Annotated in this window: 23 protein-coding genes; 13 read left to right on the forward strand and 10 right to left on the reverse strand. The window is 72.1% G+C overall.

The window, feature by feature from the left end; all coding sequences use genetic code 11:
• Positions 1-6: 6 nt before the first annotated feature.
• From AA23TX_RS20315 to AA23TX_RS20325, 3 genes are all read right to left on the reverse strand, one after another.
• On the reverse strand, positions 7-498 hold the full coding sequence (locus AA23TX_RS20315) for a hypothetical protein (RefSeq protein ID WP_155544064.1): 492 nt from the start codon (positions 496-498) through the stop codon (positions 7-9).
• A 9-nt stretch (positions 499-507) separates the two neighbouring features.
• Entirely contained in the window at positions 508-1,614 is a 1,107-nt protein-coding gene (locus AA23TX_RS20320) for a hypothetical protein (RefSeq protein ID WP_155544065.1), read from the reverse strand.
• Between the two features lie 125 nt (positions 1,615-1,739).
• Positions 1,740-3,155, reverse strand: a complete 1,416-nt coding sequence (locus AA23TX_RS20325) for an amidohydrolase family protein (protein WP_155544066.1) — start codon at positions 3,153-3,155, stop codon at positions 1,740-1,742.
• A 140-nt stretch (positions 3,156-3,295) separates the two neighbouring features.
• Between AA23TX_RS20325 and AA23TX_RS20330 the strand changes: the two genes are divergently transcribed.
• The 5 genes from AA23TX_RS20330 to AA23TX_RS20350 all read left to right on the forward strand — a co-directional run bounded on the left by AA23TX_RS20330 (position 3,296) and on the right by AA23TX_RS20350 (position 7,964).
• Positions 3,296-4,105, forward strand: coding sequence for an IclR family transcriptional regulator domain-containing protein (locus AA23TX_RS20330; protein WP_155544067.1), 810 nt, complete (start codon positions 3,296-3,298; stop codon positions 4,103-4,105).
• Positions 4,106-4,172: 67 nt separating this feature from the next.
• The gene (locus tag AA23TX_RS20335; RefSeq protein WP_155544068.1) at positions 4,173-5,333 is read left to right on the forward strand and encodes a CaiB/BaiF CoA transferase family protein; all 1,161 of its coding nucleotides are present in this window, start codon (positions 4,173-4,175) and stop codon (positions 5,331-5,333) included.
• Complete coding sequence (locus AA23TX_RS20340; RefSeq protein ID WP_155544069.1) at positions 5,326-6,132, forward strand: citryl-CoA lyase; 807 nt, start codon at positions 5,326-5,328, stop codon at positions 6,130-6,132. The genes AA23TX_RS20335 and AA23TX_RS20340 overlap by 8 nt, the downstream gene beginning before the upstream one ends.
• An 11-nt stretch (positions 6,133-6,143) precedes the next feature.
• A complete protein-coding gene (locus AA23TX_RS20345) occupies positions 6,144-7,004 on the forward strand; it encodes a dioxygenase family protein (protein ID WP_155544070.1) in 861 nt (286 codons plus the stop codon).
• A 6-nt stretch (positions 7,005-7,010) separates the two neighbouring features.
• Complete coding sequence (locus tag AA23TX_RS20350) at positions 7,011-7,964, forward strand: quinone oxidoreductase family protein (RefSeq protein WP_230862585.1); 954 nt, start codon at positions 7,011-7,013, stop codon at positions 7,962-7,964.
• Here the strand turns inward: AA23TX_RS20350 and AA23TX_RS20355 are convergent.
• The gene (locus AA23TX_RS20355) at positions 7,961-8,494 is read right to left on the reverse strand and encodes a carboxymuconolactone decarboxylase family protein (protein WP_155544071.1); all 534 of its coding nucleotides are present in this window, start codon (positions 8,492-8,494) and stop codon (positions 7,961-7,963) included. The genes AA23TX_RS20350 and AA23TX_RS20355 overlap by 4 nt on opposite strands.
• A 113-nt stretch (positions 8,495-8,607) precedes the next feature.
• Entirely contained in the window at positions 8,608-10,302 is a 1,695-nt protein-coding gene (locus tag AA23TX_RS20360; protein ID WP_230862586.1) for a glycosyl hydrolase family 18 protein, read from the reverse strand.
• A gap of 307 nt (positions 10,303-10,609) precedes the next feature.
• Between AA23TX_RS20360 and AA23TX_RS20365 the strand changes: the two genes are divergently transcribed.
• The 4 genes from AA23TX_RS20365 to AA23TX_RS20380 all read left to right on the forward strand — a co-directional run bounded on the left by AA23TX_RS20365 (position 10,610) and on the right by AA23TX_RS20380 (position 14,978).
• Complete coding sequence (locus AA23TX_RS20365; protein WP_155544073.1) at positions 10,610-13,192, forward strand: FtsX-like permease family protein; 2,583 nt, start codon at positions 10,610-10,612, stop codon at positions 13,190-13,192.
• A complete protein-coding gene (locus tag AA23TX_RS20370; RefSeq protein ID WP_155544074.1) occupies positions 13,185-13,877 on the forward strand; it encodes an ABC transporter ATP-binding protein in 693 nt (230 codons plus the stop codon). The genes AA23TX_RS20365 and AA23TX_RS20370 overlap by 8 nt, the downstream gene beginning before the upstream one ends.
• Positions 13,874-14,542 (forward strand): ABC transporter ATP-binding protein, encoded by a 669-nt coding sequence (locus AA23TX_RS20375; RefSeq protein WP_155544075.1) that lies wholly within the window; start codon positions 13,874-13,876, stop codon positions 14,540-14,542. The genes AA23TX_RS20370 and AA23TX_RS20375 overlap by 4 nt, the downstream gene beginning before the upstream one ends.
• A gap of 85 nt (positions 14,543-14,627) precedes the next feature.
• Complete coding sequence (locus tag AA23TX_RS20380; protein ID WP_155544076.1) at positions 14,628-14,978, forward strand: VOC family protein; 351 nt, start codon at positions 14,628-14,630, stop codon at positions 14,976-14,978.
• Here the strand turns inward: AA23TX_RS20380 and AA23TX_RS20385 are convergent.
• Complete coding sequence (locus tag AA23TX_RS20385) at positions 14,975-15,814, reverse strand: oxidoreductase (protein WP_155544077.1); 840 nt, start codon at positions 15,812-15,814, stop codon at positions 14,975-14,977. The genes AA23TX_RS20380 and AA23TX_RS20385 overlap by 4 nt on opposite strands.
• Before the next feature lie 99 nt (positions 15,815-15,913).
• Between AA23TX_RS20385 and AA23TX_RS20390 the strand changes: the two genes are divergently transcribed.
• The 3 genes from AA23TX_RS20390 (at position 15,914) to AA23TX_RS20400 (ending at position 19,287) form a co-directional block, all read left to right on the forward strand.
• Positions 15,914-16,816: a LysR family transcriptional regulator gene (locus AA23TX_RS20390; RefSeq protein WP_155544078.1), complete on the forward strand. Its 903-nt coding sequence runs from the start codon at positions 15,914-15,916 to the stop codon at positions 16,814-16,816.
• A 162-nt stretch (positions 16,817-16,978) separates the two neighbouring features.
• Positions 16,979-18,160, forward strand: a complete 1,182-nt coding sequence (locus tag AA23TX_RS20395; RefSeq protein ID WP_196425391.1) for a cytochrome P450 — start codon at positions 16,979-16,981, stop codon at positions 18,158-18,160.
• 47 nt (positions 18,161-18,207) lie between these two features.
• The gene (locus AA23TX_RS20400) at positions 18,208-19,287 is read left to right on the forward strand and encodes a GDSL-type esterase/lipase family protein (protein WP_196425392.1); all 1,080 of its coding nucleotides are present in this window, start codon (positions 18,208-18,210) and stop codon (positions 19,285-19,287) included.
• Positions 19,288-19,378: 91 nt separating this feature from the next.
• Here the strand turns inward: AA23TX_RS20400 and AA23TX_RS20405 are convergent, their stop codons facing one another.
• From AA23TX_RS20405 to AA23TX_RS20420, 4 genes are read right to left on the reverse strand one after another with little or no spacing between them, the layout of a single operon-like run.
• On the reverse strand, positions 19,379-19,678 hold the full coding sequence (locus AA23TX_RS20405) for a hypothetical protein (protein ID WP_155544080.1): 300 nt from the start codon (positions 19,676-19,678) through the stop codon (positions 19,379-19,381).
• A complete protein-coding gene (locus AA23TX_RS20410) occupies positions 19,665-19,889 on the reverse strand; it encodes a hypothetical protein (protein WP_155544081.1) in 225 nt (74 codons plus the stop codon). The genes AA23TX_RS20405 and AA23TX_RS20410 overlap by 14 nt, the downstream gene beginning before the upstream one ends.
• A gap of 46 nt (positions 19,890-19,935) precedes the next feature.
• Positions 19,936-20,391, reverse strand: coding sequence for an Lrp/AsnC family transcriptional regulator (locus tag AA23TX_RS20415; RefSeq protein ID WP_155544082.1), 456 nt, complete (start codon positions 20,389-20,391; stop codon positions 19,936-19,938).
• Complete coding sequence (locus tag AA23TX_RS20420) at positions 20,388-21,530, reverse strand: M24 family metallopeptidase (protein WP_155544083.1); 1,143 nt, start codon at positions 21,528-21,530, stop codon at positions 20,388-20,390. Before AA23TX_RS20420 ends, AA23TX_RS20415 begins: the two co-directional genes overlap by 4 nt.
• A 181-nt stretch (positions 21,531-21,711) precedes the next feature.
• On the opposite strand from AA23TX_RS20420, the gene AA23TX_RS20425 reads away from it, so the two are divergent.
• The gene (locus AA23TX_RS20425) at positions 21,712-22,659 is read left to right on the forward strand and encodes a 5'-3' exonuclease (protein WP_155544084.1); all 948 of its coding nucleotides are present in this window, start codon (positions 21,712-21,714) and stop codon (positions 22,657-22,659) included.
• Positions 22,660-22,665: the final 6 nt, after the last annotated feature.

Below are 22,665 nucleotides of genomic sequence, written 5' to 3' on the forward strand. Positions count from 1 at the left end.
CCGAGCCTACGAGCGGAGCAACCCGATCACCGCGGCCGACTTCGGCTCGTCGAGGAACCGCAGGCCCATGAAGTTGTCGCCGGCGGTGAAGCCGGGCAACGCCCAGATCTCCTCGTACGGCATCCCGAGACGCCGGTAGTGGCGCAGGCTGTAGATGTTGCTGAACAGGCACTTCCCCGGATCCGGGTTCCACAGGCGCCGCCCGAACGCGGGGTTGCGGAAGCTGTAACCGACCTCGGCGGTGGCCTGGACGTGCTTGCGGCCGGTGAACAGGACGACGTCGCCGGTCGTGACGGTGTCCATCCGGCGGTCGTACTTGTCCTTGGCGCCCCAGAACCGCGCCCGGCCGCTGGTGTGCAGCGCGTTCAGGCGCGCGAGGTCGGCCGGGTCGAGCAGGTCGGCGAACTCGCGGAAGTCCACGGTCTTCTCGAGCGACTCGGCCCCGTACCGGCGCGCGTCCGCGGTGCCGTACGAGGGCTGGATGAAGACCTGGGCCACGACCGCACGCTACCGGCTCGGCGCGCGGGCCGGCGCCGTCACCCTGGGCTCCTGGACGGGAATGCCGGCGCGCACGGGCACGGGATCGTCGATGACCTTGACCCAGCCGCGCACCCCGGACGGCGCCCGCCAGCCCCGCACTTCCTCCGCCACCTGCTCGTGCACGCCGAGCGCGTGGCTGCAGTGCTCGTGCCACGAGCTGATCATCGCCGCCCGGGTGCGGGCGCGGCGCAGGTCGGCGTGCAGCGCGAGCAGGGCGTGCACCGAGTGCCGGGCCGCTTCACCGGCCGAGCCGAGGCGGGCCGGGGTCCGCGTGTCGCACACCGGGCACTCGCACGGCCACAGCTGGGCCAGGTCGGGAGTGCCGTCGAAGACCCGCTCGAGGGTTTCGAGCCGGTGGTAGGCCAGCAGCGGGGTGACGAACGCCGAAACTCCGGGTCGAGGCGCGCCCCCGCGCCGTACCTGGGGATAGGTGTGCCGCAACGCGCTGATCGTGCCGGCCGCGGCCGCGTGCGCGCCGTGACAGAGGACGCCGATCGCGGCGATGTCCGAACGCAGCAGGAGCACCGGCACCTCGGCGGCCGCCAGCAGCCGCAGGAACCGGCGGATCAGGTACTGGACGCCGAAGGGGTCGTCGCGGTGCTCGACGGCGATCGCGACCGGCACGCCGTGGGCGTTGATCTCGCGGACCAGGGCCTCGCACGCGGGGGTGGTGGCGAACCAGCGCGCGGCCAGCGGCAGCACCGCCACCACCGGGGAGCGGCGGCGCGCGGCGGTTCGGAGGATCGTGCGGAGCCCGCGGATGTCGTAGAGGGCGACGTACCCGGAGTCGGTGAGGGGAAGCAGGCCGAGGTCGGCCTGCCGGACGAGCCACGCCGGGTGCGTTCCCCGGGCGGCGGCGACGCGCTTGCTGCCCGAGTACCGGTCGGCGTCGCAGAGCAGCGGGCCGGTGAACCCGCTCTCGCGGAGGGTGCGCACGGTGGCTTCGAGCCCGCCGCCGGTCAGGACCAGGCCCGCGTCCCGGGTCCGGGCGATCTCCGCCGCCAGGAGCGCCTGGCGCGGCCGGCACTGGATCAGCAACCGGCCGGCGATCTCGTCAAGCCCCGCATTCCCCACGGTTCCACGGTGAGCCGCCGGTGCCGGTCGTGTCACCGGTGGTCACACGGGTGCGCCCGGCAATCCGTGGAACGGCCCAGCGGTCCGGGTGCGGAGCGTGCCGCGCGGGACGCCTGTGGGTGAGCTCAGCCGCCGTGGGTGGTGTCGCTCTGGTAACTCGTGTACGTGTACGGGTTGTCGAGGATCTTCGTCTCCGGGACGTCCGGGTTCATCCCCTTCGCCCACGCCTCCTCCCCCAGCTGCCCGCGCAGGTGCTCCACCGTCGACTCCACCTGGCGCCGGACGGCCGGGAGGTCCACGCCGACCAGGCGGCCGTCGCGCTTGACGATGCGGCCGTCGACCAGCACGGTGTGGACGTCGCCGCGCTGGGCCTGGAACGCCACGTGGCCGTACGGGTTCAGCAGCGGGAACGACACCGGCGAGTGCTCGTTCTTCAGCAGCACCACGTCCGCCTTCTTGCCGACCTCGAGGCGGCCGAGGTCCGGCCGTCCCAGCGCGGCCGCGCCGCCGCGGGTGGCCCACTCCACGACCTGTTCCGCGCGCAGCGCCGCGTGCGTCACCGTGTCGCCCTTCGCGTGCGCCTCCAGGTGCTCACGGGAGCGGTCCGCGCCCAGCGTCGTGCGCATCGCCGAGAACAGGTCGCCGCTCCACCAGACCGACGTGTCCATCGACAGCGACACCGGGATCCCGTACTGCCGCAGCGCCCAGGTGGACGGGTAGCCCTGGCCCGCGCTCTGCTCGCTCTCCGTCGAGACGGACGCGGACCCGCCGGTCGCCGCGATCCGGTGGTAGGAGTCCGCCGACAGCGACGTGCTGTGGACGTAGATCGTCTCGGGGGTCATGAAGCCGTGGTCGTGCATCAGCCGGATGCCGTCGTCGCCGGTGGCGCCCCAGACACCCGCGTGCGTCGTCACCGGCACGCCGAGCTCGCGCGCCACCTCGAAGGCAGGCTTCTCCGGGAACTCCGGGTCGCCCGTGACGTCGAACGCCAGCTGGAAGCCCAGGTCGCCGCCCGTGCGCCGCGAGACGAAGTCGCGGAACTCGGGCGTGCCGGTCCAGTTCGCCGGGGCGTCCTGGATGTTGCCGTAGGCCAGGACGAACCGGCCGGGCACGGCTTCGAGCGCGTCGGCCGCCGCGTCCGCGTGCTGGGTGGTCTGCAGGCCGTGGGACCAGTCCACTGTGGTCGTGACGCCCGCTTCGAGCGCTTCCCACGCGCCGAGCAGGTTGCCCGCGTGGATGTCCTCGGGGCGGAACACCTTGCCCCATTCGAGGTAGTACCAGACGAAGTACTGCGTGAGGGTCCAGTCGGCGCCGTAGCCGCGCATGGCCGTCTGCCACAGGTGCCGGTGGGTGTCGATCATGCCCGGCATGACGATGCCGCCGGTGGCGTCGATCTCGGTCGTGCCCGCCGGGACCTCGAGGCCGGGTCCGATCGCGGCGATCTCGCCGCCGGTGACCAGGACGTCTTCGCCGGGCAGCACCCGGTGGGTGTCGTCGAGGGTCAGCACCGTGCCGCCTCGCAGGACGATCGGTCCGGTCATCGCTGCCTCCTATTGCGTACACTCGTCCGCTCTACGGACACTCGTCGAGTGAAGTCACCTTTGCCCAGCGCCGCGCCGGTGTCAATGCCTGTCGCTGCCCGCCGCTACGCTGCGGGCAGCACTGCAGAGGGAGGTCGCGCATGCCACGCGAGGGAACAGGTCCCGACTTCATCGAAGCGCTGGCGCGCGGGCTCGAGGTGATCACGGCGTTCGGGCCGCACCAGCCGGAGATGACGCTGGCCGAGGTGGCGACCGCCGCCGGGCTGGCCCGCCCGACCGCGCGCCGGATCCTGCTCACCCTGGAGGAGCTCGGCTACGTCCGCGCCGGCGGGCGGGGTTACGCCCTGACCCCCCGCGTGCTCGACCTGGGCGTCGCCTACGTCCGCTCGATGGGCCTGTGGGACGTCGCCCGGCCACACCTGGAGCGGCTCGTCGCGCGCACCGGCGAGTCGTGCTCGATCGCCCAGCTCGACGGCTCCGACATCGTCTACGTCGCCCGGGTCGCGGTGCCGAAGATCGTCGGGCTGAGCGTGCAGATCGGCACCCGGTTCCCGGCTTTGCCGACGTCGCTGGGCAAGGTCCAGCTCGCCGCGCTGCCGCCGGCCGAGCTGGAGGCGGTGCTGGCCCAGCCGACCCGCTCCGGGCTCGTCCCGCGCTGGCGGCCGGAGCGGGCCGAGCGCGACGCCGAGCTGCGCGAGGTCCGCGCCCGCGGCTGGGCGCTCACCGACGAGCAGCTCGCGCTGGGCATCCGGTCGGTGGCCGCGCCGCTGCGTGACGGGTCCGGCCGGGTCGTCGCCGGGGTCAACGTCAACTGCCACGCCGCCGAGACGCCGGTGGAGCGGCTCCTGGACCACCACCTGCCGCTGCTGCTGCAGACCGCCGGGGAGATCAGCGCCGACTTCGCCCGGCTCGACGACGTCCCGCACGTGACGGTGCCCGCGGTGTCTTGACCACCACGGCGCTCGGGTGGAGACTGCGGACAAGAGTCCGTCAGACGGACAGGAAGTGAGGATCCGGGTGGACGACAGCGCAGCCGGCCCGTTGTCCGGGCTGCTGGTCGCGGACTTCTCCCGGGTGCTCGCCGGGCCTTACGCCACGATGCTGCTCGCCGACATGGGTGCCGAGGTCGTCAAGGTCGAAGGGCCCCAGGGCGACGAGACGCGCACCTGGATGCCACCGGTGCGCGGCGACGTCTCGACCTACTACCTCGGGGTGAACCGCGGGAAGCGCTCCATCGCGCTCGACCTGCGCGACGAGGCCGACGCCGCGGTCGCCCGCGAGCTGGCGGCGCGCGCGGACGTGGTGATCGAGAACTTCAAGCCCGGCGGCCTGGCCAAGTACGGCCTCGACTACGACTCCGTCCGAGGAGCCAACCCCGGCAGCGTCTACGCCTCGATCAGCGGCTTCGGCTCGGGTGAGGGCGCGCACGTGCCCGGCTACGACCTGATGGTGCAGGCGATCTCGGGGCTGATGAGCCTGACCGGTGACCCGGACGGCCCGCCGTACCGGGCCGGGATCTCGGTGTTCGACGTGATGGCCGGCAACCACGCGGTGATCGGCATCCTCGCCGCCCTGCGCCACCGCGACGCGACCGGCGAGGGCCAGCACGTCGAGGTCAACCTGCTGTCCTCGGCGCTGACCGGGCTGGTCAACCACAGCTCGGCCTACGCCGCGGGCGGGGTGGTCCCCTACCGGATGGGCAACGCGCACCCCAGCGTCTTCCCCTACGAGCCGCTGCCCACCGCCGACCACGACCTGATCGTCGCCGCGGCCAACGACGGGCAGTTCCGCCGGCTGTGCGAGGTTCTCGGCCTGCCCGAGGTCCCCGACGACCCGCGGTTCTCCCGCAACGCCGACCGCACCAAGAACCGCGAAGAACTCCGGCCGATCCTCGTCGAGCGGCTGGCGAAGAAGAGCGCGGTGGAGTGGTTCGACGCGCTGACCGACGTCGGTGTCCCGTGTGGACCGATCAACACCATCGACGGCGGTTTCGCGATGGCCGAGCGCTTCGGCCTCGACCCGATCGTCGAAGTCGGTGACGGCGACCGCGCGGTCCCCACGACCCGTCATCCCATCCGGTTCTCCGCGACCCCGGCCGCCTACCGGCTGCCGCCGCCGGAGCTCGACGAACACGGCGCCGAGCTGCGCGCGTGGCTCACGGAGACCCCGCATGACTGACCCCGCCTACACTGAGCCTGTTTACAGAACGGCGCTCGGATCGTCCACGAAGGACAAGATCACCCTGCTCGGTCAGGACCTCGCCGAGGACGTCATGGGCAATGTCGGCTTCGGCGAGCTGGCGTTCTGGCTGGCGACGCAACGACGTCCGTCCAAAGGGGAGACGAGGGTCTTCGAAGCGGTGCTGGCGGCGCTGGCCGATCACGGCTTCACCCCGACGGCGATCGTGACCCGGCTGACGTACCTGTCCGCGCCCGACTCCGTCCAGGGCGCGCTCGCCGCCGGCCTGCTCGGCGGCGGGTCGCGCTTCCTCGGCGTCACCGAAGACTGCGGCCGGTTCCTGCACGACGTCCTCGCGAACGCCGAGACACCGGCGGACGAGGCCGGCTGGGACGCGCTCGCGCTCGAGACCGTCGAAAACCGCCGCGCCGAGAAGAAGTTCATCCCGGGTCTCGGGCACCACGTCCACAAGGACGGCGACCCGCGCACCCGGCGGCTGTTCGAGATCGCCGCCGAAGAAGGCCTGCGCGGACCGCACCTGGAGCTGTTCGCCGCCATCGGCCGCGTGCACCCCCAGGTGCTCGGCAAGACGCTGCCGCTCAACGGCGCCGGCGTCTGCGGCGCCGCGCTCGCCGACCTCGGGCTGCCGCTGGAACTGCTGCGCGGGTTCGCGCTGCTGGCCCGGACCGCCGGGCTCATCGGCCAGCTCGCCGAAGAGCTGCGCCACCCGGTCGCGAACGACATCTTCCTGTCGGTCGACCTGAACAACCGGCCGGTCCCCCCGGACCCGCAACGCTGAGAGGAACGCCGATGCAGCTCGTCACCGAGGACAACATCACCGAGCTGGCCGCGCAGCGCTGGTCGGGCGCGCACGACCAGCGGACAGCGCAGGTCATGGCCGCCCTCGTCCGGCACCTGCACGCCTTCGCCCGCGAGGTGCGCCTCAGCGAGACCGAGTGGATGGCCGCCATGCGGTGGCTCACCGAAACCGGGCAGATCAGCGACGAGAAGCGCGAGGAGTTCATCCTCGCCTCCGACGTGCTCGGCCTGAGCATGCTGGTGGTGCAGATGAACCACGCCTTCGACGCCAAGGCGACCCCGGCCACCGTGCTCGGCCCGTTCCACATCGACGGCTCGCCGGAGAAGGACTTCGGCGGCGACATGTCCGACGGCCTGCCCGGCACCCCGCTCTACGTCACCGGCACCGTCACCGGGCTCGACGGCTCGCCCGTGGGCGGGGCGGTCCTCGACGTCTGGCAGGCCGACGAAAAAGGCGCGTACGAGTCACAGATCGCGGACGTCGACGAAGCCCGGCTGCGCGCGAAGTACGCCACGCGCGCCGACGGGACCTACTGCCTGCGCACCATCGCGCCGAAGGGCTACTCGATCCCGATGGACGGCCCGGTCGGCGAGCTCATCCGCGGCACCGACATCAGCCACTACCGCCCGGCCCACGTGCACTTCCTGATCAACGCGGCCGGCTACGAGCCGCTGATCACGCACCTGTTCCAGGAGGGCGCCGAGTACCTCGACAGCGACGTCGTGTTCGGCACCAAGCAGGAACTCGTCGTCACCTTCGAGCACCGCGACCCCGGGCCGACACCCGATGGTGGCGAGTCGGCCGAGCCGTGGCTGGAAGCGCGCTACGACTTCGTCCTCCAGCCCGTCTGACCTCCCGTGCGCGCGGCGGAGATCCGGACGGCGGGCGGTGCCCCGGTGGTGGCCGACCGGCCGGTGCCCGAACCGGGGGCGGGCGAGGTCGCGGTGAGCGTCACGGCCGCGCCGATCACGCCGCTCGACCTGCTGTGCGCGTCCGGCACGTCCTACTTCGGCCTGCCGGAGCTGCCGTACGTGCCGGGCGTGCAGGGGGTCGGGGTGCTGACACGCCCGACGCCGACCGAGCCGGCCGGGACGGCGGTGTGGTTCGCCACGACCGCGGGCATGCGGCCCGGGGACGGCAGCATGGCCGAGCACGCCGTCGTCGCGCCCGCGGACCTGGTGGTACTGCCGTCCGGGGCGGACCACGCCCTGGTCGCGGCGCTCGGGCTGTCGGCGGTGGCCGCGTGGATGTGCTTGACGTGGAAGGGAAATCTCGTCGCGGGCGAAACGGTGCTGGTGCTCGGGGCCGGCGGGGTGGTCGGCCAGTCGGCGGTGCAGCTGGCCCGCGTGGCCGGAGCCGGGCACGTCATCGCCTGCGCGCGGTCGGAGGCCGCGCTGGAGCGGGCCCGGCGGCTCGGCGCGGACAGCGTCGTGCGGTTCGCGCCCGGCGACGACGTCGAGCGGCTGACGCGGCGGCTCGGCGACACGCCGGTCGACCTGGTGATCGACCCGGTGTCGGGGATCCCGGCCGCGGCGGCGCTGCGCACCCTGCGCCCGGGCGGGCGGCTGGTGAACCTCGGCAGCGCGGCCGGCGACGAGGTCCCGGTGTCCTCGGCCGTGCTGCGCAGCAGGTCCCTGCACATCCACGGCTACACGAACAACGAACTCGACACCGGCCGCCGCCGCGAAGCCCTCCTCACGGTGGTCGGGCACGCGATCACCGGGGCGCTCACGGTCGACTACGAGCGCGTCCCGCTGCTCGACGCGGGTGCCGCCTGGACCCGCCCGGGGCGGATCGTGCTGGTCCCCTAGCGGCCGTAGCCTTCGGCGGCCAGGACCTTCCCCATCATCTCGTAGGCCGCCGGGTCCTCCGGCGCGATCGTGGCCAGGCCGTCGACGTAGCGGTTGTACATGCAGAACGCCGCCGCGATCAGCACCGTGTCGTGCAGCTCGACGTCGGTCGCCCCTTCGGCGCGGGCCGCGGCGACGAGCTCGCCGGTGACGGCGCGGCCGGTTTCCCGGGTCGCCAGTGCGATCCGCAGCAGCGCCTTGAGCTTGTCCGACACGGGTGCGTCGTCGATCCCCGCGCACGTCGCGTCGACCACGGCCCGGCCGCCGTCGAGGGTTTCGGCCGCCGCGGCGGCGTGGCTGCCGTGGCAGAAGCGGCACTCGTTGCCGTTCGAGACCACCGCCGCGATCAGTTCGCGCTCGCCCACTCCCAGGGGGCTCTCTCCGCGCAGGAGGGTTTGCGCCAGGTGGTTCAGCGGTACCGCGGTCTCCGGCCGGTAGGCCATCAGCGACCGGATCCCCGGCAGCTGCGGGTCGAGCGGGATGTGCGGCATCAGGTCCTCCTCGCGAGGGCGAAAGATCTCCCCGCGAGTCTTTCGGGTGACGGCGGCCCGGCCAACCTCCGCGTTGCCCAACCGGGCCGCCGCCGAAAGGATCAGCCGGAAGTTCAGCCGACGGTGAAGTCGTCGGCGTAGAGGGCACTTTGGCCGTACCAGCCGTGGACGTAGACCGTCACCGCACCCGACGCGCCGGTCGTGAACGGCACCGACAGCTGGGTCCAGCCGCTGCTCGAGGTCCACGTGCTGGCGGTCGCGCCGCCCCGGACCCCGACGTAGGCGTAGTTGCCCTGCACCCAGGCCTTGAGCGTGTAGGCGTGGTTCGGGGCGAGGGTGACGTTCTGCGCCGCTTCCCCGGTGGCCGAGGAGGTGGGCACCACCTGCAGCGCGTGGGTCCCGGAGTGGGCCGGGGTGGCGACGATCGCGTCACCCGCGGCGCTCCACGGGCTCAGCGCGCCGGTCTCGAACCCGCCGTTGACGACCCCGCCCGCGGGCGGAGTGCCCTTCACCGTGAGGGTGAACGTCGCACTGTGGCTCGCCGATGCCGCCGTGCCGGTGACGGTCAGCGGGTAGACCCCGGGGACCGCGGCCGAAGTGGTGCTCACCGACAGCGTCGCGCTGCCGCCGGCGGTCACCGAGCCGGGACTGACCGACGCCGTGACGCCGGCGGGGGCGCCGGTGACCGAGAGCGTCACCTGCTGAGCCGATCCGGATGTCACCGCGGTGCTGACGGTCGCACCGGCCGAGCCACCCGGGTCGACGGCGGCCGAGGACGGGTTCGCGGCGAGGGAGAAGTCGTTGACGGGCACGGTCGTGCCGCCGGTGAAGGGCGCGAAGGCGTGGCTGAAGAACCACGTGTCCTGGGCGATGCCGGAGCAGTTGTCCGCGGCGGCACCGCCGGGGCAGCCGCCGTTGTCGCGCTGCAGGGCCCAGAACGACAGCTCGTTGATGCCCTTCGAGACCGCCCAGTTGTAGACGGTGGCCGCGTCGGCGGTCGTGAACGTCTCGGCCGGGCCGAAGTCGTCGACGCCGATCATCTCGGTGATCCCGACCATCGCCCACAGCTGCGCCTGCGTCTTGCCCGGGTACAGCGCGCCGAGCTGGGAGACGAGCCCGGTGGCCGAGGTCTGGGTGTCGGTGGCCATCTGGTGGGCGGCGTTGTCGTAGTAGTCGAAGGTCATCATGTTGACCACGTCGACGCGGGTGCCGTTGGAGACGGCGTTGCGCAGCACGGCCAGGCCGCTGTCGGCGAGGCCGCGGGTGGTCGTGGGCAGGGTGTAGGAGATCTGCAGCGGCCGCCCGGACGCCGCGGCCCAGTCCTGGACCTTCTTGATGGCCTTGTTGCGGCGGTCGATCCCGGCCGAGTTGGTGAGCGAGTTGTCCTCGATGTCCATGTCGAGGCGCGGGACGTCGTAGGTGGTGATCACCGACTCGTAGGCGGCGGCGATCGAGTCGACGTTGGTGCAGCTGTCGCCGATCTCGGTGCCGGTGTTGTCGGCGGTGTAGCCGCCGAAGGACGGGATGACGTCGCCGCCGCGCGAACGGATCGTGGCGATGTCCGAGCCGAACGTGGAGTTCGCGATCGGCATCCCGGTGTCACCGTTCCAGTAGACGGTGCAGGAACCCTTGGTGGCGGCCTGGATGAACGCCATCGTGAGGTGCTTGGCGCCCGACTGCTGGGCCAGCGCGGCGGGGCTCTCGCCGGTCCAGGCTTCGAAGTACGGCGCGAAGACGTGCGCGGGCAGCGGCGTCGCGGCTTGGGCGGTCCCCGCGCCGGCGACCAGCGAGCCGGCCGAAACCCCCATCAGGGCAAGTAAAACGGACATTCGGGAGAAAGGTCTGCGACGACGCATCTGCGCTCCAGTGCCGGCGGGAAGCCGTGCCGCGGCGTAACACGGCGAGAACGTCCCCAGGATTGGATCAGACCAATCCACGCGTCAAGGTCTAGACCACTAAACCGGCCGGATGGCCGCACCGGTTGCTCATTCCCGATTCGACGGCCGTTGACCGCGTGTGAGCAACGATCGGATACAAAACCGTGCCAAGTCCGGCGATCTGCCGGTAGCGTGCGCGTCCATGCGGGTGAATTGGGGGACGATTGGACAGCGCAGAGTGACCAAGCCGTGGCGCGCGGCACCGAAGGCCGTCCTCTCCAGCCCGCTCACGCTGATCGTCGCGGCGGTGACCTCTTTGCTCGCCTGTTTCCTCGGCACCGCCGCGGTCCTGCAGGCCTCCGCCGCCGGCGGCGCCACGGTCGCCTACCAGACCGGGATCACCTGCCCCGACAGCTACGGCCCGGTCTTCGGCAAGGGCAACATCCCCGTCCGGGACATCCCGGCACTGACCGGCGCGGTGCAGCGCCACGCCGGCGCGCACGGCTTCGGCACGCCGGTCGTCGGCCAGTACACCAACGTCCTCTACGGCACCCAGTTCAACGGCGACCCGAACTACAAGGTCCGCCTCGCCTACCGCGACCAAGCCGGTCTGGACAACCTGGCGCTGCAGCAAGGCAGCCGCGCGCCGGGACTGTGGCTGGGCAACGTCGTCGCCGCCCCCGAGCACATCGGCATCGGCACCAAGCCCAGCGTCCACGGCGTCGCGCTGCCGCCGGTCACCGGCATCTACCGCGACCTGCTCGACCCGCCGCCGCGCTGGTGGTGCTCGCAGCAGTCCGGCGCCGTCGTCGACCGGCTCGCCAACGACCCCATCGACTCGATCGTCTTCGCCACCGACGGCAAGACCTTCGACGACGCGGTCAAGGCGATCGGCCTGCCGACGATGCAGTACTTCCACATCTCGTTCTACGAACCGGCACCGACCACCCTCAACGCGGCCGAGGACCTGCTGCAACGCTCCCGCGACCTCATCGCCGACGTCCGCGCGGACCTCACCGCCCAAGGGCTCGGGAACCTGGTCGCCGCCGACGTCCCGACGTTCGAACGCTCGGTGGGGATCGCCCGCCAGGCCCAGGACAACGTGTTCGTCTCGATCCTGCCGCTCGCGCTGATCAGCGTCCTGGTCGGCTGCGCCGGCCTCGGCACCGTCGCCCTGCAGTGGTACCAGCGACGCCACGCCCAGCTGCGGCTGCTCTCCGCCCGCGGCAGCGGCCCGGGCGCCCTCGGCGGCCTCGCCGTCGCCGAACTGGGCCTGCCGATCCTGCTCGGCGGGGCGCTCGGCGCGGTCGCCGCCCGGCTGCTGCTCGGCGTCTACGGCCCACCCGGCGCACCCGACCCCGAAGCCGAGCTGCGCGCCGGCATCGTCGCGGCGGGGGTCCTGGTGGTGTCGCTCGCGCTGCTGGCCCTCGTCGTGGCCGTGCGGGCCCACCGGGAGTTCGAACTCGGCCGCGTACGCCGCGCCGGCAACCGGGTGCGGCTGCTCGGGTACTTCCCGTGGGAGCTCGCGACGGCCGGCATGGCCTGGCTCGGCTGGACCCGCCTGGCCCACTACAGCACCGGCTCCCGGCTCGGAAATCCATTACCCCAGGTCGACCCGCTGGCCCTGACCTACCCGGTGTTCGTCGTGCTGACCGTCGGCCTGCTCACCGCCCGCCTGGCCTGGCTCGCCCTGCACGCGTCCCACCGGGCCCGGCTCTGGTCGCGCCCGGCCCTGCAGCTGGCGATCCGGCGGCTGGCCGGCGCCCGCGCGCCGGTGACCGGCGTCCTGATCATCGGCACCCTCGCCATCGGCACGCTCGCCACCGGCATCGGCATCGCCAACGGCCAGGAGGCCGCGCTCGACACGAAGTCGGCGATCTTCGTCGGCGGCAACGCCCGCCTCGACACCGACAGCCCGATCGGCATGGGCACCGTCGCCATGCCCGCCGCACTCGCCGGGAACAGCACCGTCGTCGGCGAGCTCACCGGCACCGGCAGCGTCGTGCTGGTCGTCGACCCCGCGACGTTCGCCAAGGGCGCCGCCCTCGACGACGTCCCGGCCGGCGACCTCGACGGGCTGCTGCGCCGGATCTCGCAACCGGACCCCCGGGGCACGCCGGTGATCCGCGTCGGCCACACCGCCAAGCAGACCGCCCAGCTGCCCGACGGCCTGCGCGACGCCGTCACCGTCGCCGACCTCCCGGTCTTCCCGATGATCGGCACCTCGCCCGGCTACGTCGTCTCCCGCACCGCCCTCGACCACGGCCAGCTCGACCGGGTCCCGAAGTGGAGCGTCCTGACCGGCGCACCGCTGGCCGACGCGACCGCCGCGTTGCGCGCCGCGGGCGTGTTCATCCCCAACCGGATCAGCCGCGAAACCGCACTGGACAGCCTGCCGTTCTTCGTCGTGTCGTGGACGTTCTCGTTCGTCGCCCTGCTCGGCGCGGTCCTCGGCGTCGTCGCGATCCTCGCGTTGCTCGTCGCGGTCGAGGTCCGGCGGCGCCAGAACGCTCTCGCCGGCGCGCTGGTCCTGCGGATGGGCATGCGGCCACGGACCCTGCTCGCGAGTCACCTGATGGAACTGGGCGCCCTGAGCGGGCTCGCGATCGTCGTCGGCGTGGTGTGCGGGATCTCCGTCGCGGGACTCTCGGTCCCGCGGTTCGACCCGGCGACCTTCCTCGCACCCCGCTCCGAACTCCCCGACCCGCTGCCGTTCGTGCTCACCGTGCTGGTCATCGGCGTGCTCGTGGTCGCCTTGGCCGGCTGGATCGCGATGCGCTCGGTGCGCACCGCCCGGACCGCGGAGCTGATCCGTGCCTGACAAACCGATCTTCTCCCTGCGCGGCATCGGCGTCGACTACCCGACCCCGGCCGGCGTCGTCACCGGCGTCGACGACGTCAGCTTCGACGTCCCCGCCCGCGGCATGACCGTGTTCGCCGGGCCGTCGGGCTCCGGGAAGTCGACCCTGCTGCGCGTACTGGGCCTGTTCGAACAGCCCGCCCGCGGCACCCTCACCTTCCAGGGCGCCGACGTCCGCCGGCTCAAGCACCGCGAGCGCCGCGCCCTGCGGCGCCACCACCTGGGCCTGGTGTTCCAGAGCCCGTCGGACAACCTGCTCGGCTACCTGAGCGTGGCCGACAACCTGCGTGCCGCGGCCGAAGCCGCCGGCACCGACTGCCGCCCCGACGACATCCTCGGCCAGCTCGGCCTGCACGGCACGGGGGACTGGAAGATCTCCGCGCTCTCGGGCGGCCAGCAGCAACGCCTGGCGTTCGGGTGCGTGCTCGCCGCGCGCTCCACGGTGATCCTCGCCGACGAACCGACGTCCCAGCTCGACGAAGCCTCCGCCGACCTCGTGCTGGACACCCTGCAGTACCTCGTGGACCAGGACTTCGCGGTCCTGGTCGCCTCACACGACGAACGCCTCATCGACCTCGGCGCGCGCGTGGCCCGGCTGCACAAGGGCACGCTCGAAGGCGTCGAAGAACGGGAGCCCCGGCCGTGACCCTCGTGGAGGCCGTCGGCCTGCGCCGCAGCTTCGCCCACCCCAGCGGCGACATCGAAGTGCTGCGCGGGCTCGAACTGCGCGTCGGCGCCGGCGAGCTCGTGACCGTCTCGGGCCGCTCCGGCTCCGGCAAGAGCGCCCTGCTGGCGCTGCTGTGCGGGTTCGACTCCCCCGACTCCGGCTGCGTGCTGCTCGACGGCGTCCCGATCAGCGGCGCCCCGCCCTGGCACACCTGCGCGGTCCTGCCCCAGGCACTCGGGCTGGCCAACGAACTCACGATCGCGGAGAACATCGCCCTGCCCCTGCGGCTGCGCTCCGACATACCCCGCCCGGCCCCGGCGGCGATCCAGTCCCGCGTCACCGGACTCCTCGACGAACTCGGCATCGGCGACCTCGGCGACCGCTACCCCCTCGAGGTGTCGTTCGGACAGCAGCAACGCGTCGCCCTGGCCCGCGCGGTCGCCGGACGACCCCGGGTGCTGCTCACCGACGAACCGACCGCCCACCTGGACGCGGGGTCGACACCGCGCGTCCTGCGCCTGCTGCGCCGATGCGCTTCCGAAGGAGCGGCGGTGATCGTCGCGACCCACGACGACGAGGTCCACCGCATCGCCGACCGCCGCGTCCGCCTGCTCGACGGAGTGCTCACCGCCCTGCTGGACTAACCGATCAGGAATCGAGAAGCGCTGGTCAGCGGCTCGGCAATACCGTCGTTCCCGTACCGCAGACCACGACTTCAGGAGCACCGCGATGAGCACCCAGGGGATCAAGACCGTTCTCCACCCCGTCACCGACCTCGCCGCCGCCAAGGCCGTCTACACCGCCCTCCTCGGCACCGAACCCCAGGCCGACGCGCCCTACTACGTCGGCTACGACGTCGAAGGCCAGCACATCGGCCTCGTCCCCAACGGCGCGCAGCAGGGCATGACCGGCCCGGTCAGCTACTGGCACGTCACCGACATCGAGGCCAAGCTCGCCGAAGTGACCGCCGCCGGCGCGAAGGTCAAGGACGAACCGAAGGACGTCGGCAACGGCCGCCTCGTCGCGACCTTCACCGACGCCGACGGCAACGTCCTCGGCGTGCTGCAGGACCCCGCCTAATCCAGCGCGGTCGCCCGGCTGACCTCCTCCCAGGACGCCAGCTCCGCCGCGAGTGCCTCGTGCTGGGCCCGGATCGCGTCCACCGCGTCCGCGCCCAGCGCCAGGTGCAGCGGAGCGTCGTCGCGGCCGACCGCCCGCACGATCGCCGCGGCCGCCTTCGCCGGGTCGCCCGGCTGGGTCCCGTCCATCGACTCCACCGCCTCCCGCGTACCCGACGTCGACACCGCGTAGGCGTCGATCGGGCGGGAACGGTGCATCCGGCCGCCGCCGAACTCCGTGCGGAACGCACCCGGCTCCACGATCAGCACCTGCACCCCGAACGGCTTCACCTCTTCCGCCAGAGCCTCGGACAAGCCCTCCAGCGCGTACTTCGCGGAGCTGTAAGCGCCGAAGCCGGGCATCGACAGCTGCCCACCCATCGAACTCATCTGCACGAGCGTCCCGCTGCCCTGCGCCCGCAAGTGCGGCAGCACCGCCTTCGTCACCGCCACCGCCCCGAAGAACATCACCTCCATCAGCGCCCGCAGCTCCTCCAGCGTCAGCTCCTCGACCGCCCCGACCGAACCATGGCCCGCGTTGTTCACCACGACGTCGATCCGGCCGAACTCCTCCAGCGCCGTCTTCACCGCCGCGGCGACCTGACCGGCATCGGTGACGTCCAGCGCCGCGGTCCGGACCCGGTCCCCGCCACGATCCCGCAACTCGGACAGGGTTTCCGGCCGCCGCGCGGTCGCCAGCACCCGGTCACCCGCGGCCAACGCGGCCAGCGCTATCTCCCGCCCGAACCCGGCCGAGCACCCGGTGATCACCCAGACACGGCCATCGGTGTTCGTCATCTTCGCGTTCCTCCCAGTGGCTTTCCTCCCCGCCATCCTGGGGACGACCACCACCGCGCCGCCAACACCGATCTCCTGCCGGGGCTACAGTCCAAGCCTGTGACCCCCGAGCTGCGCCAGCTTCGCTACTTCGTCGCCGTCGCCGACGAAACCAGCTTCACCCGCGCCGCCGCCGGCCTGCACATCGCCCAGCAGTCCCTCTCCCAGCAGATCACCGTGCTCGAACGCGGCCTCGGCACGCGGCTGTTCGACCGCGACGCCCGCGGAACCCGCCTCACCGCCGTCGGAAAGCTCTTCCTGCCCGAAGCACGCGCCGTCCTGGCCCGCGCCGACGAAGCCGTCGCGACGCTCGGGCGAGCCGTCCGCGGCGAAATCGGCACCGTGCGGCTCGCCTTCCTCACCACCACGGCCAACTACCTGCTACCCCCCGTGGTCCGCGCCGTCCGCGAGCGATACCCCGACCTCACCGTGACCACCGCCGAAGCGTCCATCGCCGAACTCGTCGACGGCCTCCGCGAACACCGCTTCGACCTCGCCTTCACCCGGCCCCCACTCGTACCCGGCCTCACGTCACGGACACTCCTGACCGAGGAAGTCTGCGCCGTCCTCCCCACCGGCCACCCCCTCGCCACCCGCCCATCGCTGAACCTCGCGGACCTGGCCGGCGAACCGTGGGTCCTCACCCCGCGCAGCACCTGGGAACCCTGGCACCGCAGCTACGACGCCGACTTCGCCGCCGCCGGCTTCACCCCGCAGGTCGTCCAGCGCGCCGCCACCGTGCAAGGCCTCCTCGGCCTCGTCGCCGCCGGCGTCGGCATCACCCGGCTGACCCGCTCGTCCCACAGCCTCCGCCGCAGCGGCGTCGAGTTCGTACCCCTGGACGACGACCTCGCCCGGACCGAACTCGTATGGCTACCCGGCAACGACAACCCCGCCGTCCCCGTGATCGCCGACGTCGCCGCCGAACTCGCCACGACCACCGATCTGACCGAAGCAGGATGAATCGTCCCGTTGACACCCAAAGTTGATCGACAAGCCCATTTGGTTGACGAAAACGATCACCTTTTCTTGTTGACGCCCCACCGGCAACGCCAATAACGTGTCCGATGTCAACGAATGAATTTCTTCGTTCCGGGGAAATCGGTTCAGCAAAGGAGCCGCGGGATGAGCACGCCCCAAGTCCACCCACCGTCCCTGGAAGACGGCGGATCCGCGCTCTTCACGTGGATCGACGAGATGCGCGAGAACCACCCCGTCATCGCCGATGACGACGACACCTGGCACGTATTCCGGCACGCCGACGTAAAACGCATCTTCACCGATCACCAGACATTCTCCTCCGACCCGGGACTGCTGCTCCCCGACACCGCCGAAGCCGTCCGCGGCAATATGGCGGCCGTCGACCCGCCGGTCCACCACCGGCTCCGGAAACTCGTCAGCAAAGCCTTCACCCCGAAAGTCGTCGCCGACCTCGAACCGCGGATCGTGAGCGCCACCGACACCCTCATCACCGAAATGGCGCGCCGCGACGACCCCGACCTCATCCGGGACCTCGCCTACGCACTCCCCGTCGTCGTCATCGGCGACCTCATCGGCATCCCACCCGAAGACCGCACCCTCTACCGAGGCTGGGCCGACGCCCTGCTCTCCGGCGGCGGCCCCCAGGAAGACGGCACCTCACTCACCGAGGTCATGGAGACCTACCTCGCCGCCCTGCTCGCCCAACGCCGCCGCGCCCCCGAAGACGACCTCTTCAGCGCCCTCGCCCACGCCGAAGTCGACGGCGAACGCCTCGCCGACCACGAAGTCCTCAACTTCGCGTCCCTGCTGCTCGCCGCCGGCCACATCACCACCACCATGATGCTCGGCAACACCGTGCTCTCCCTGCACGAATTCCCCGACGCCGCCGCCGCGGTCCGCCGCGACCCCGGCCTGGTACCCAGCCTCCTCGACGAGGTCACCCGCCACCGGCCCCCGATCATGCGCCTGCTCCGGATCAGCACCACCGACGTCGACCTCGGCGGCGTCACCATCCCCGCCAAGTCGATGGTCACCCCCTGGGTCCTCGGCGCCAACCGCGACCCGCGCCACCACACCCGGCCCACCGAGTTCGACCCCCGCCCCCGCAAGGAAACCAACCTCGCCTTCGGCGGCGGCGTCCACTTCTGCCTCGGCGCACCCCTCGCCCGCCTCGAAGGACGCATCGTCTTCGAGCAGCTCCTCGACCGCTTCGCCGACATCCGCGTCCGCGACGGCGTCCAGGTCGGCTACCCCTCACCGATGATCTTCGGCGTCCGCGAGCTCCCCGTCGAACTCATCCCCCACGACGTCGCCCGCTCCGCGTGACCGCCGACGCACACCCCTCCCACCCCTGATCCGTAGAATCGACGACGATGCGACGTCTTCGGTGGTACTGGGGAGCCTTGGTCCTCGCGTGCGTGGCCCTGCTGGCCGGCTTCTTCGTCTTCTTCGGCTCCGAAAGCAAGAACGGGCAACCACAACCACGCCAGGGCCCACCCGGCACCGGACCCCTCACCATCGTCGCCATGGGCGACAGCACCGTCTCCGGCGAAGGCGCCGGCCAGTACACCGCCACCACCAACGGCCAGGGCGGCAACTGGTGCCACCGCTCCCCCAACGCCTTCGTCGACAAGATCGACGTCCCGGGCATCACCGCCCGCGTCAACCTCGCTTGCTCCGGCGCACCCGCGGAACAGGTCGCCCTCGGCGACGTCAAGCAGTGGACCGAACCCTCACAGGCCCAGCAGCTCGCCGCACTGGTCAAGGACCACCGCGTCGCCGCCGTCGTGATCGCCGTCGGCGCGAACGACGAACCGAAGTTCTCCAACCAGGTCACCGACTGCTTCAAAGCGTGGTTCAACGCCGACGCCCCACCGTGCAGCACCGCACTCAAGCAGAGCTGGCAGTCCAAAGTGGACGCCATGGTGCCCAAGGTCGCCACCGCCGTCTCCGACGTGAAGAAGGTACTGGCGGCCGCCGGCTACGTCCCGGCCGACTACCAGCTGATCCTGCAGTCCTACGCCGCCCCCATCGGACCCGACCTGCCCGAGGACCTGCGCAGCCTCAACGGCTGCCCCTTCCGCGTCGAAGACCTGCGGTGGATCTCCCAGACCGGGATCGGCGTGCTCTCCGCCGGACTCAAAGCCGCCGCCCAGCAGACCGGCGCGCGGTTCCTGGACCTGGCGAAGGCCGGCGCGAAGCACGAGGCGTGCAGCGGCGGCGCCAACCCGGCGACCGAGTGGTTCACGCGGCTGACGCTCCAGCTGGCGGACCTCGGCCAAGCCGAACGCGCGGGTCACGCGCTCCAGGAGTCGTTCCACCCCAACGCGGCCGGCCACACGGCGATCGCGAACTGCCTCACGGAGTTCATCGCGGCCCGCGACGGCAACGCGTCCTGCCTCGCGGGCGCCGACGGGAAGCTGCACGCGGCCCCGGAGGTCGTGGCGCGCTGACCCCGTCGTTCTTTAGCTGCTTTGAGGGGTGACGTGCGTGCCCCGGGCTACGGTTTTTCAAGCCCGGCCAGCGGTATAGGGCGTTATACAGTTAAAGATCGAGGGCGGCTCGCAGGGCGATGTCGATGCGTTCCTGGACGTCGAAGTCGATCTCGGCGATGCGCTCGTCGAACCACGGCCGGTAGAGGCGGGTCAGGTTGAGCGTGGACACCCAGTAGCGGGCGTCGATGGCCACGCCGAGGATGTCTTGGGGGTCGCGTTCCAGGAGTTCGGTGCCGAGCAGCCAGGGGCGCTCGGACTCGTTCACCCCGTCCGAGGACAGCAGTACGACGGTGCGCTGCCGGGCCGGTTCGGTCGGGGGGTGGTACGTCCAGACTTCACCCCTGCGCACGCAGATCCTTTTCCGCCGCGGTGCGCTCGGCCTCGTCCGACTCCGCGTAGGCCGGTTCCGGCTTTTGCGGGGTGTATCCCGTGCGTACCGCCTCGCGCCGGGCTGCCTTGGACAGCCAGGAGGAGACCGAGATCCCGTGTGCTTTCGCGGCGCGTTCGGCGAACTCCAGGGCGCCGCTGTCCAGCGAAAGAGTGACCTTACGTGTTGCCATACCTTTTACCGTACCAGTGCCCCGGTCGCCGGGCGGGGCACTGGCGTCAGAACGTCGGCGAACGTCCCTCGAACGGCGTAGAGAGCACCACCGTGGTCCGCGTCGACACCTTCGCGGCCTCGCGGATCCGGCGCAGCAGGTCCTCCAGCGCCAGCGGCGACTGGACGCGCACCAGCAGGATGTAGGACTCGTCGCCGGCGACCGAGTAGCACGACTCGATCTCCTTGATGTGCTGGATCCGCTGGGGGTAGTCGTCCGGGGCGCCCGGGTCGTTGGGCGTCAGCGAGATCAGTGCCGTCAGCGGCAGGCCGATCTGCTCGCCGTCGAGCCGCGCGGTGTACCCGAGGATGACGCCGCGCTGCTCGAGGCGGCGCACCCGCTGGTGCACCGCCGACACCGACAGCCCGACCCGCTCCGCGAGGTCGGTGAAGCTGCGGCGCCCGTCGGCCGCGAGCTCCTGGACGATCGCCTGGTCCAGCGGCTCCAGGCCGGCAGGCGTCATGCGTCCAGCACGACGAGCTCGTGCGGCCGGTTGTTGACGGACTCGACACCGTCGGCGGTGACGATCACGATGTCCTCGATGCGGGCGCCCCACCGGCCCGGCTGGTAGATACCCGGTTCGACGCTGAAGGCCATGCCCGGCTCGAGCGGCAGGGCGTTCCCGGCGATGATGTAGGGCTCCTCGTGCACGTCCAGGCCGATGCCGTGCCCGGTGCGGTGGATGAAGTACTCGCCGAACCCGGCCTCGGCGATGACGTCGCGGGCCGCGGCGTCGACGGCTTCGGCCGTGACACCCGGCTTCACCGCGGCCACCGCCGCGGCCTGGGCACGCTGCAGTACGGCGTAGGTCTCGGCCACGTCGGCGTCGCGCGGCTCCCCCACCGCGTAGGTGCGGGTCGAGTCGGAGTTGTAGCCGGCCGGCAGCGGCCCGCCGATGTCGACGACCACGACGTCACCCTTCTCGATGACGCGCTCGGAGACGTCGTGGTGCGGGCTCGCGCCGTTCGGACCGGACCCGACGATCACGAAGTCGGCCTGGAGGTGGCCCTCCTCCACGATGGCCGCGGCGATGTCGGCGCCGACCTCCGCCTCGGTGCGGCCGGGCCGCAGCCACTCGTGGACCCGGGCGTGCACGCGGTCGATGGCCGCGCCGGCGTCCCGCAGCGACGCGATCTCCGCGGCGTCCTTGCGCATCCGCAGCTCCCGCACCACCGGCCCGGCGAGGGTCTGCTCGGCCTCGCCCAGCGCGGCCCGCAGCGCCAGGACGTGCAGCGCCGGGGTGAAGTCGCTGACCGCGACGCGGCCGGGCTTCCCGAGCCGGTCCGCGACGAGCGCGTACGGGTCGTCGCCGTCGACCCAGGTGAGCAGCTCGACACCGAGCTCCTCGGTCGGGACGTCGGCGTAGCCGGGCGCCTCCAGCTTCGGCACGACCAGCGCGGGCGCGCCGTCCGCCGGGACGACGAGGGTCGTGAGGCGCTCGAACGAGCCGCCGGCCTGGCCGATGAGGTAGCGCAGGTCGGAGCCGGGCGCGATCAGCAGGGCGTCGGTGTCCGCGGCGGCCGCGGCGGAGCGGGCGCGGTCCAGGCGGGCCCGGAGGGCGGCGGCGTCGGGGGCGGGCGTGTGGAGGGAACGGCGCGACATGAAGGCGAGCCTAGTGGGGCGGCCCGGGTGGCCGGAGCGCCCGGTGCCACGACATGCCGGTCCGGGTGACACGGCTCCGCCGCTCCCCCACGGCCCGGCGACTCCCCCGGCGCGCACTCCCCTCGGGCCCGCGTGCGCGTGGCTTGCCCTCGGCACCCGCCGGGCGTGGCAGGCTGTGCGGGTGACCGGACCCCTTGCCCTGCTCGACTCCGCGAGCCTGTACTTCCGTTCGTTCTACGCCCTGCCCGACTCGATGAAGGCCGCCGACGGGACGCAGGTCAACGCCGTGCGCGGGTTCGCCGACACGATCGCGCGGATCCTCACCGACCGGCACCCGGCCCGGCTGGTGTGCTGCCTCGACGCCGACTGGCGGCCGAAGTTCCGCACCGACCTGCTGCCCAGCTACAAGGCGCACCGGGTGGCCGAGGAGACCGGCGGCGCGAGCCCCGACGTCGAAGAGGTGCCCGACACGCTCACCCCGCAGGTCCCGATCATCCTCGACCTCCTGGAAGCGTTCGGGTTCGCCACCGCGGAGGCGGCGGGCTACGAGGCCGACGACGTCATCGGCGCACTGGCCACCCGCGAGAAGAAGGACCCGGTCGAGGTCATCACCGGCGACCGCGACCTGTTCCAGCTGGTGCGCACCGAGCCGACGCCGACGTCGGTGATCTACGTCGGCAAGGGCTGGGCCAAGGCCGAGGTGCTCGGCCCGGCCGAGATCGCCGAGCGCTACAGCCTCCCCCGCGAGACCGCCGGGCCGGCGTACGCGGACATGTCCATGATGCGCGGCGACCCGTCCGACGGGCTGCCCGGCGTCGCCGGCATCGGCGAGAAGACCGCCGCGAAGCTGATCACGCAGTTCGGGAGTCTCGCCGCGCTCCTGGAAGCGTCGGCCGCGAGCGATCCCCGCGTCCCGCTCAAGACCCGACTGCGCCTCGCCGACGCCGCCGAATACCTGGCCGTCGCGCCGACCGTGGTCCGGGTCGCCGTCGACGCGCCGGTCGAGCAGTCCCGCCCCGACATCGTGCCCGCGACGCCCGCCGACCCGGACCGCGTGGCCGAGCTGGCCGAGCGGTGGAACCTCGGCAACTCCGTCGAGCGGCTGCTCAAGGCCCTGCCCGGCGCCTGACCCCGG

Source organism: Amycolatopsis camponoti (assembly GCF_902497555.1).
Classification (GTDB): Bacteria; Actinomycetota; Actinomycetes; order Mycobacteriales; family Pseudonocardiaceae; genus Amycolatopsis; species Amycolatopsis camponoti.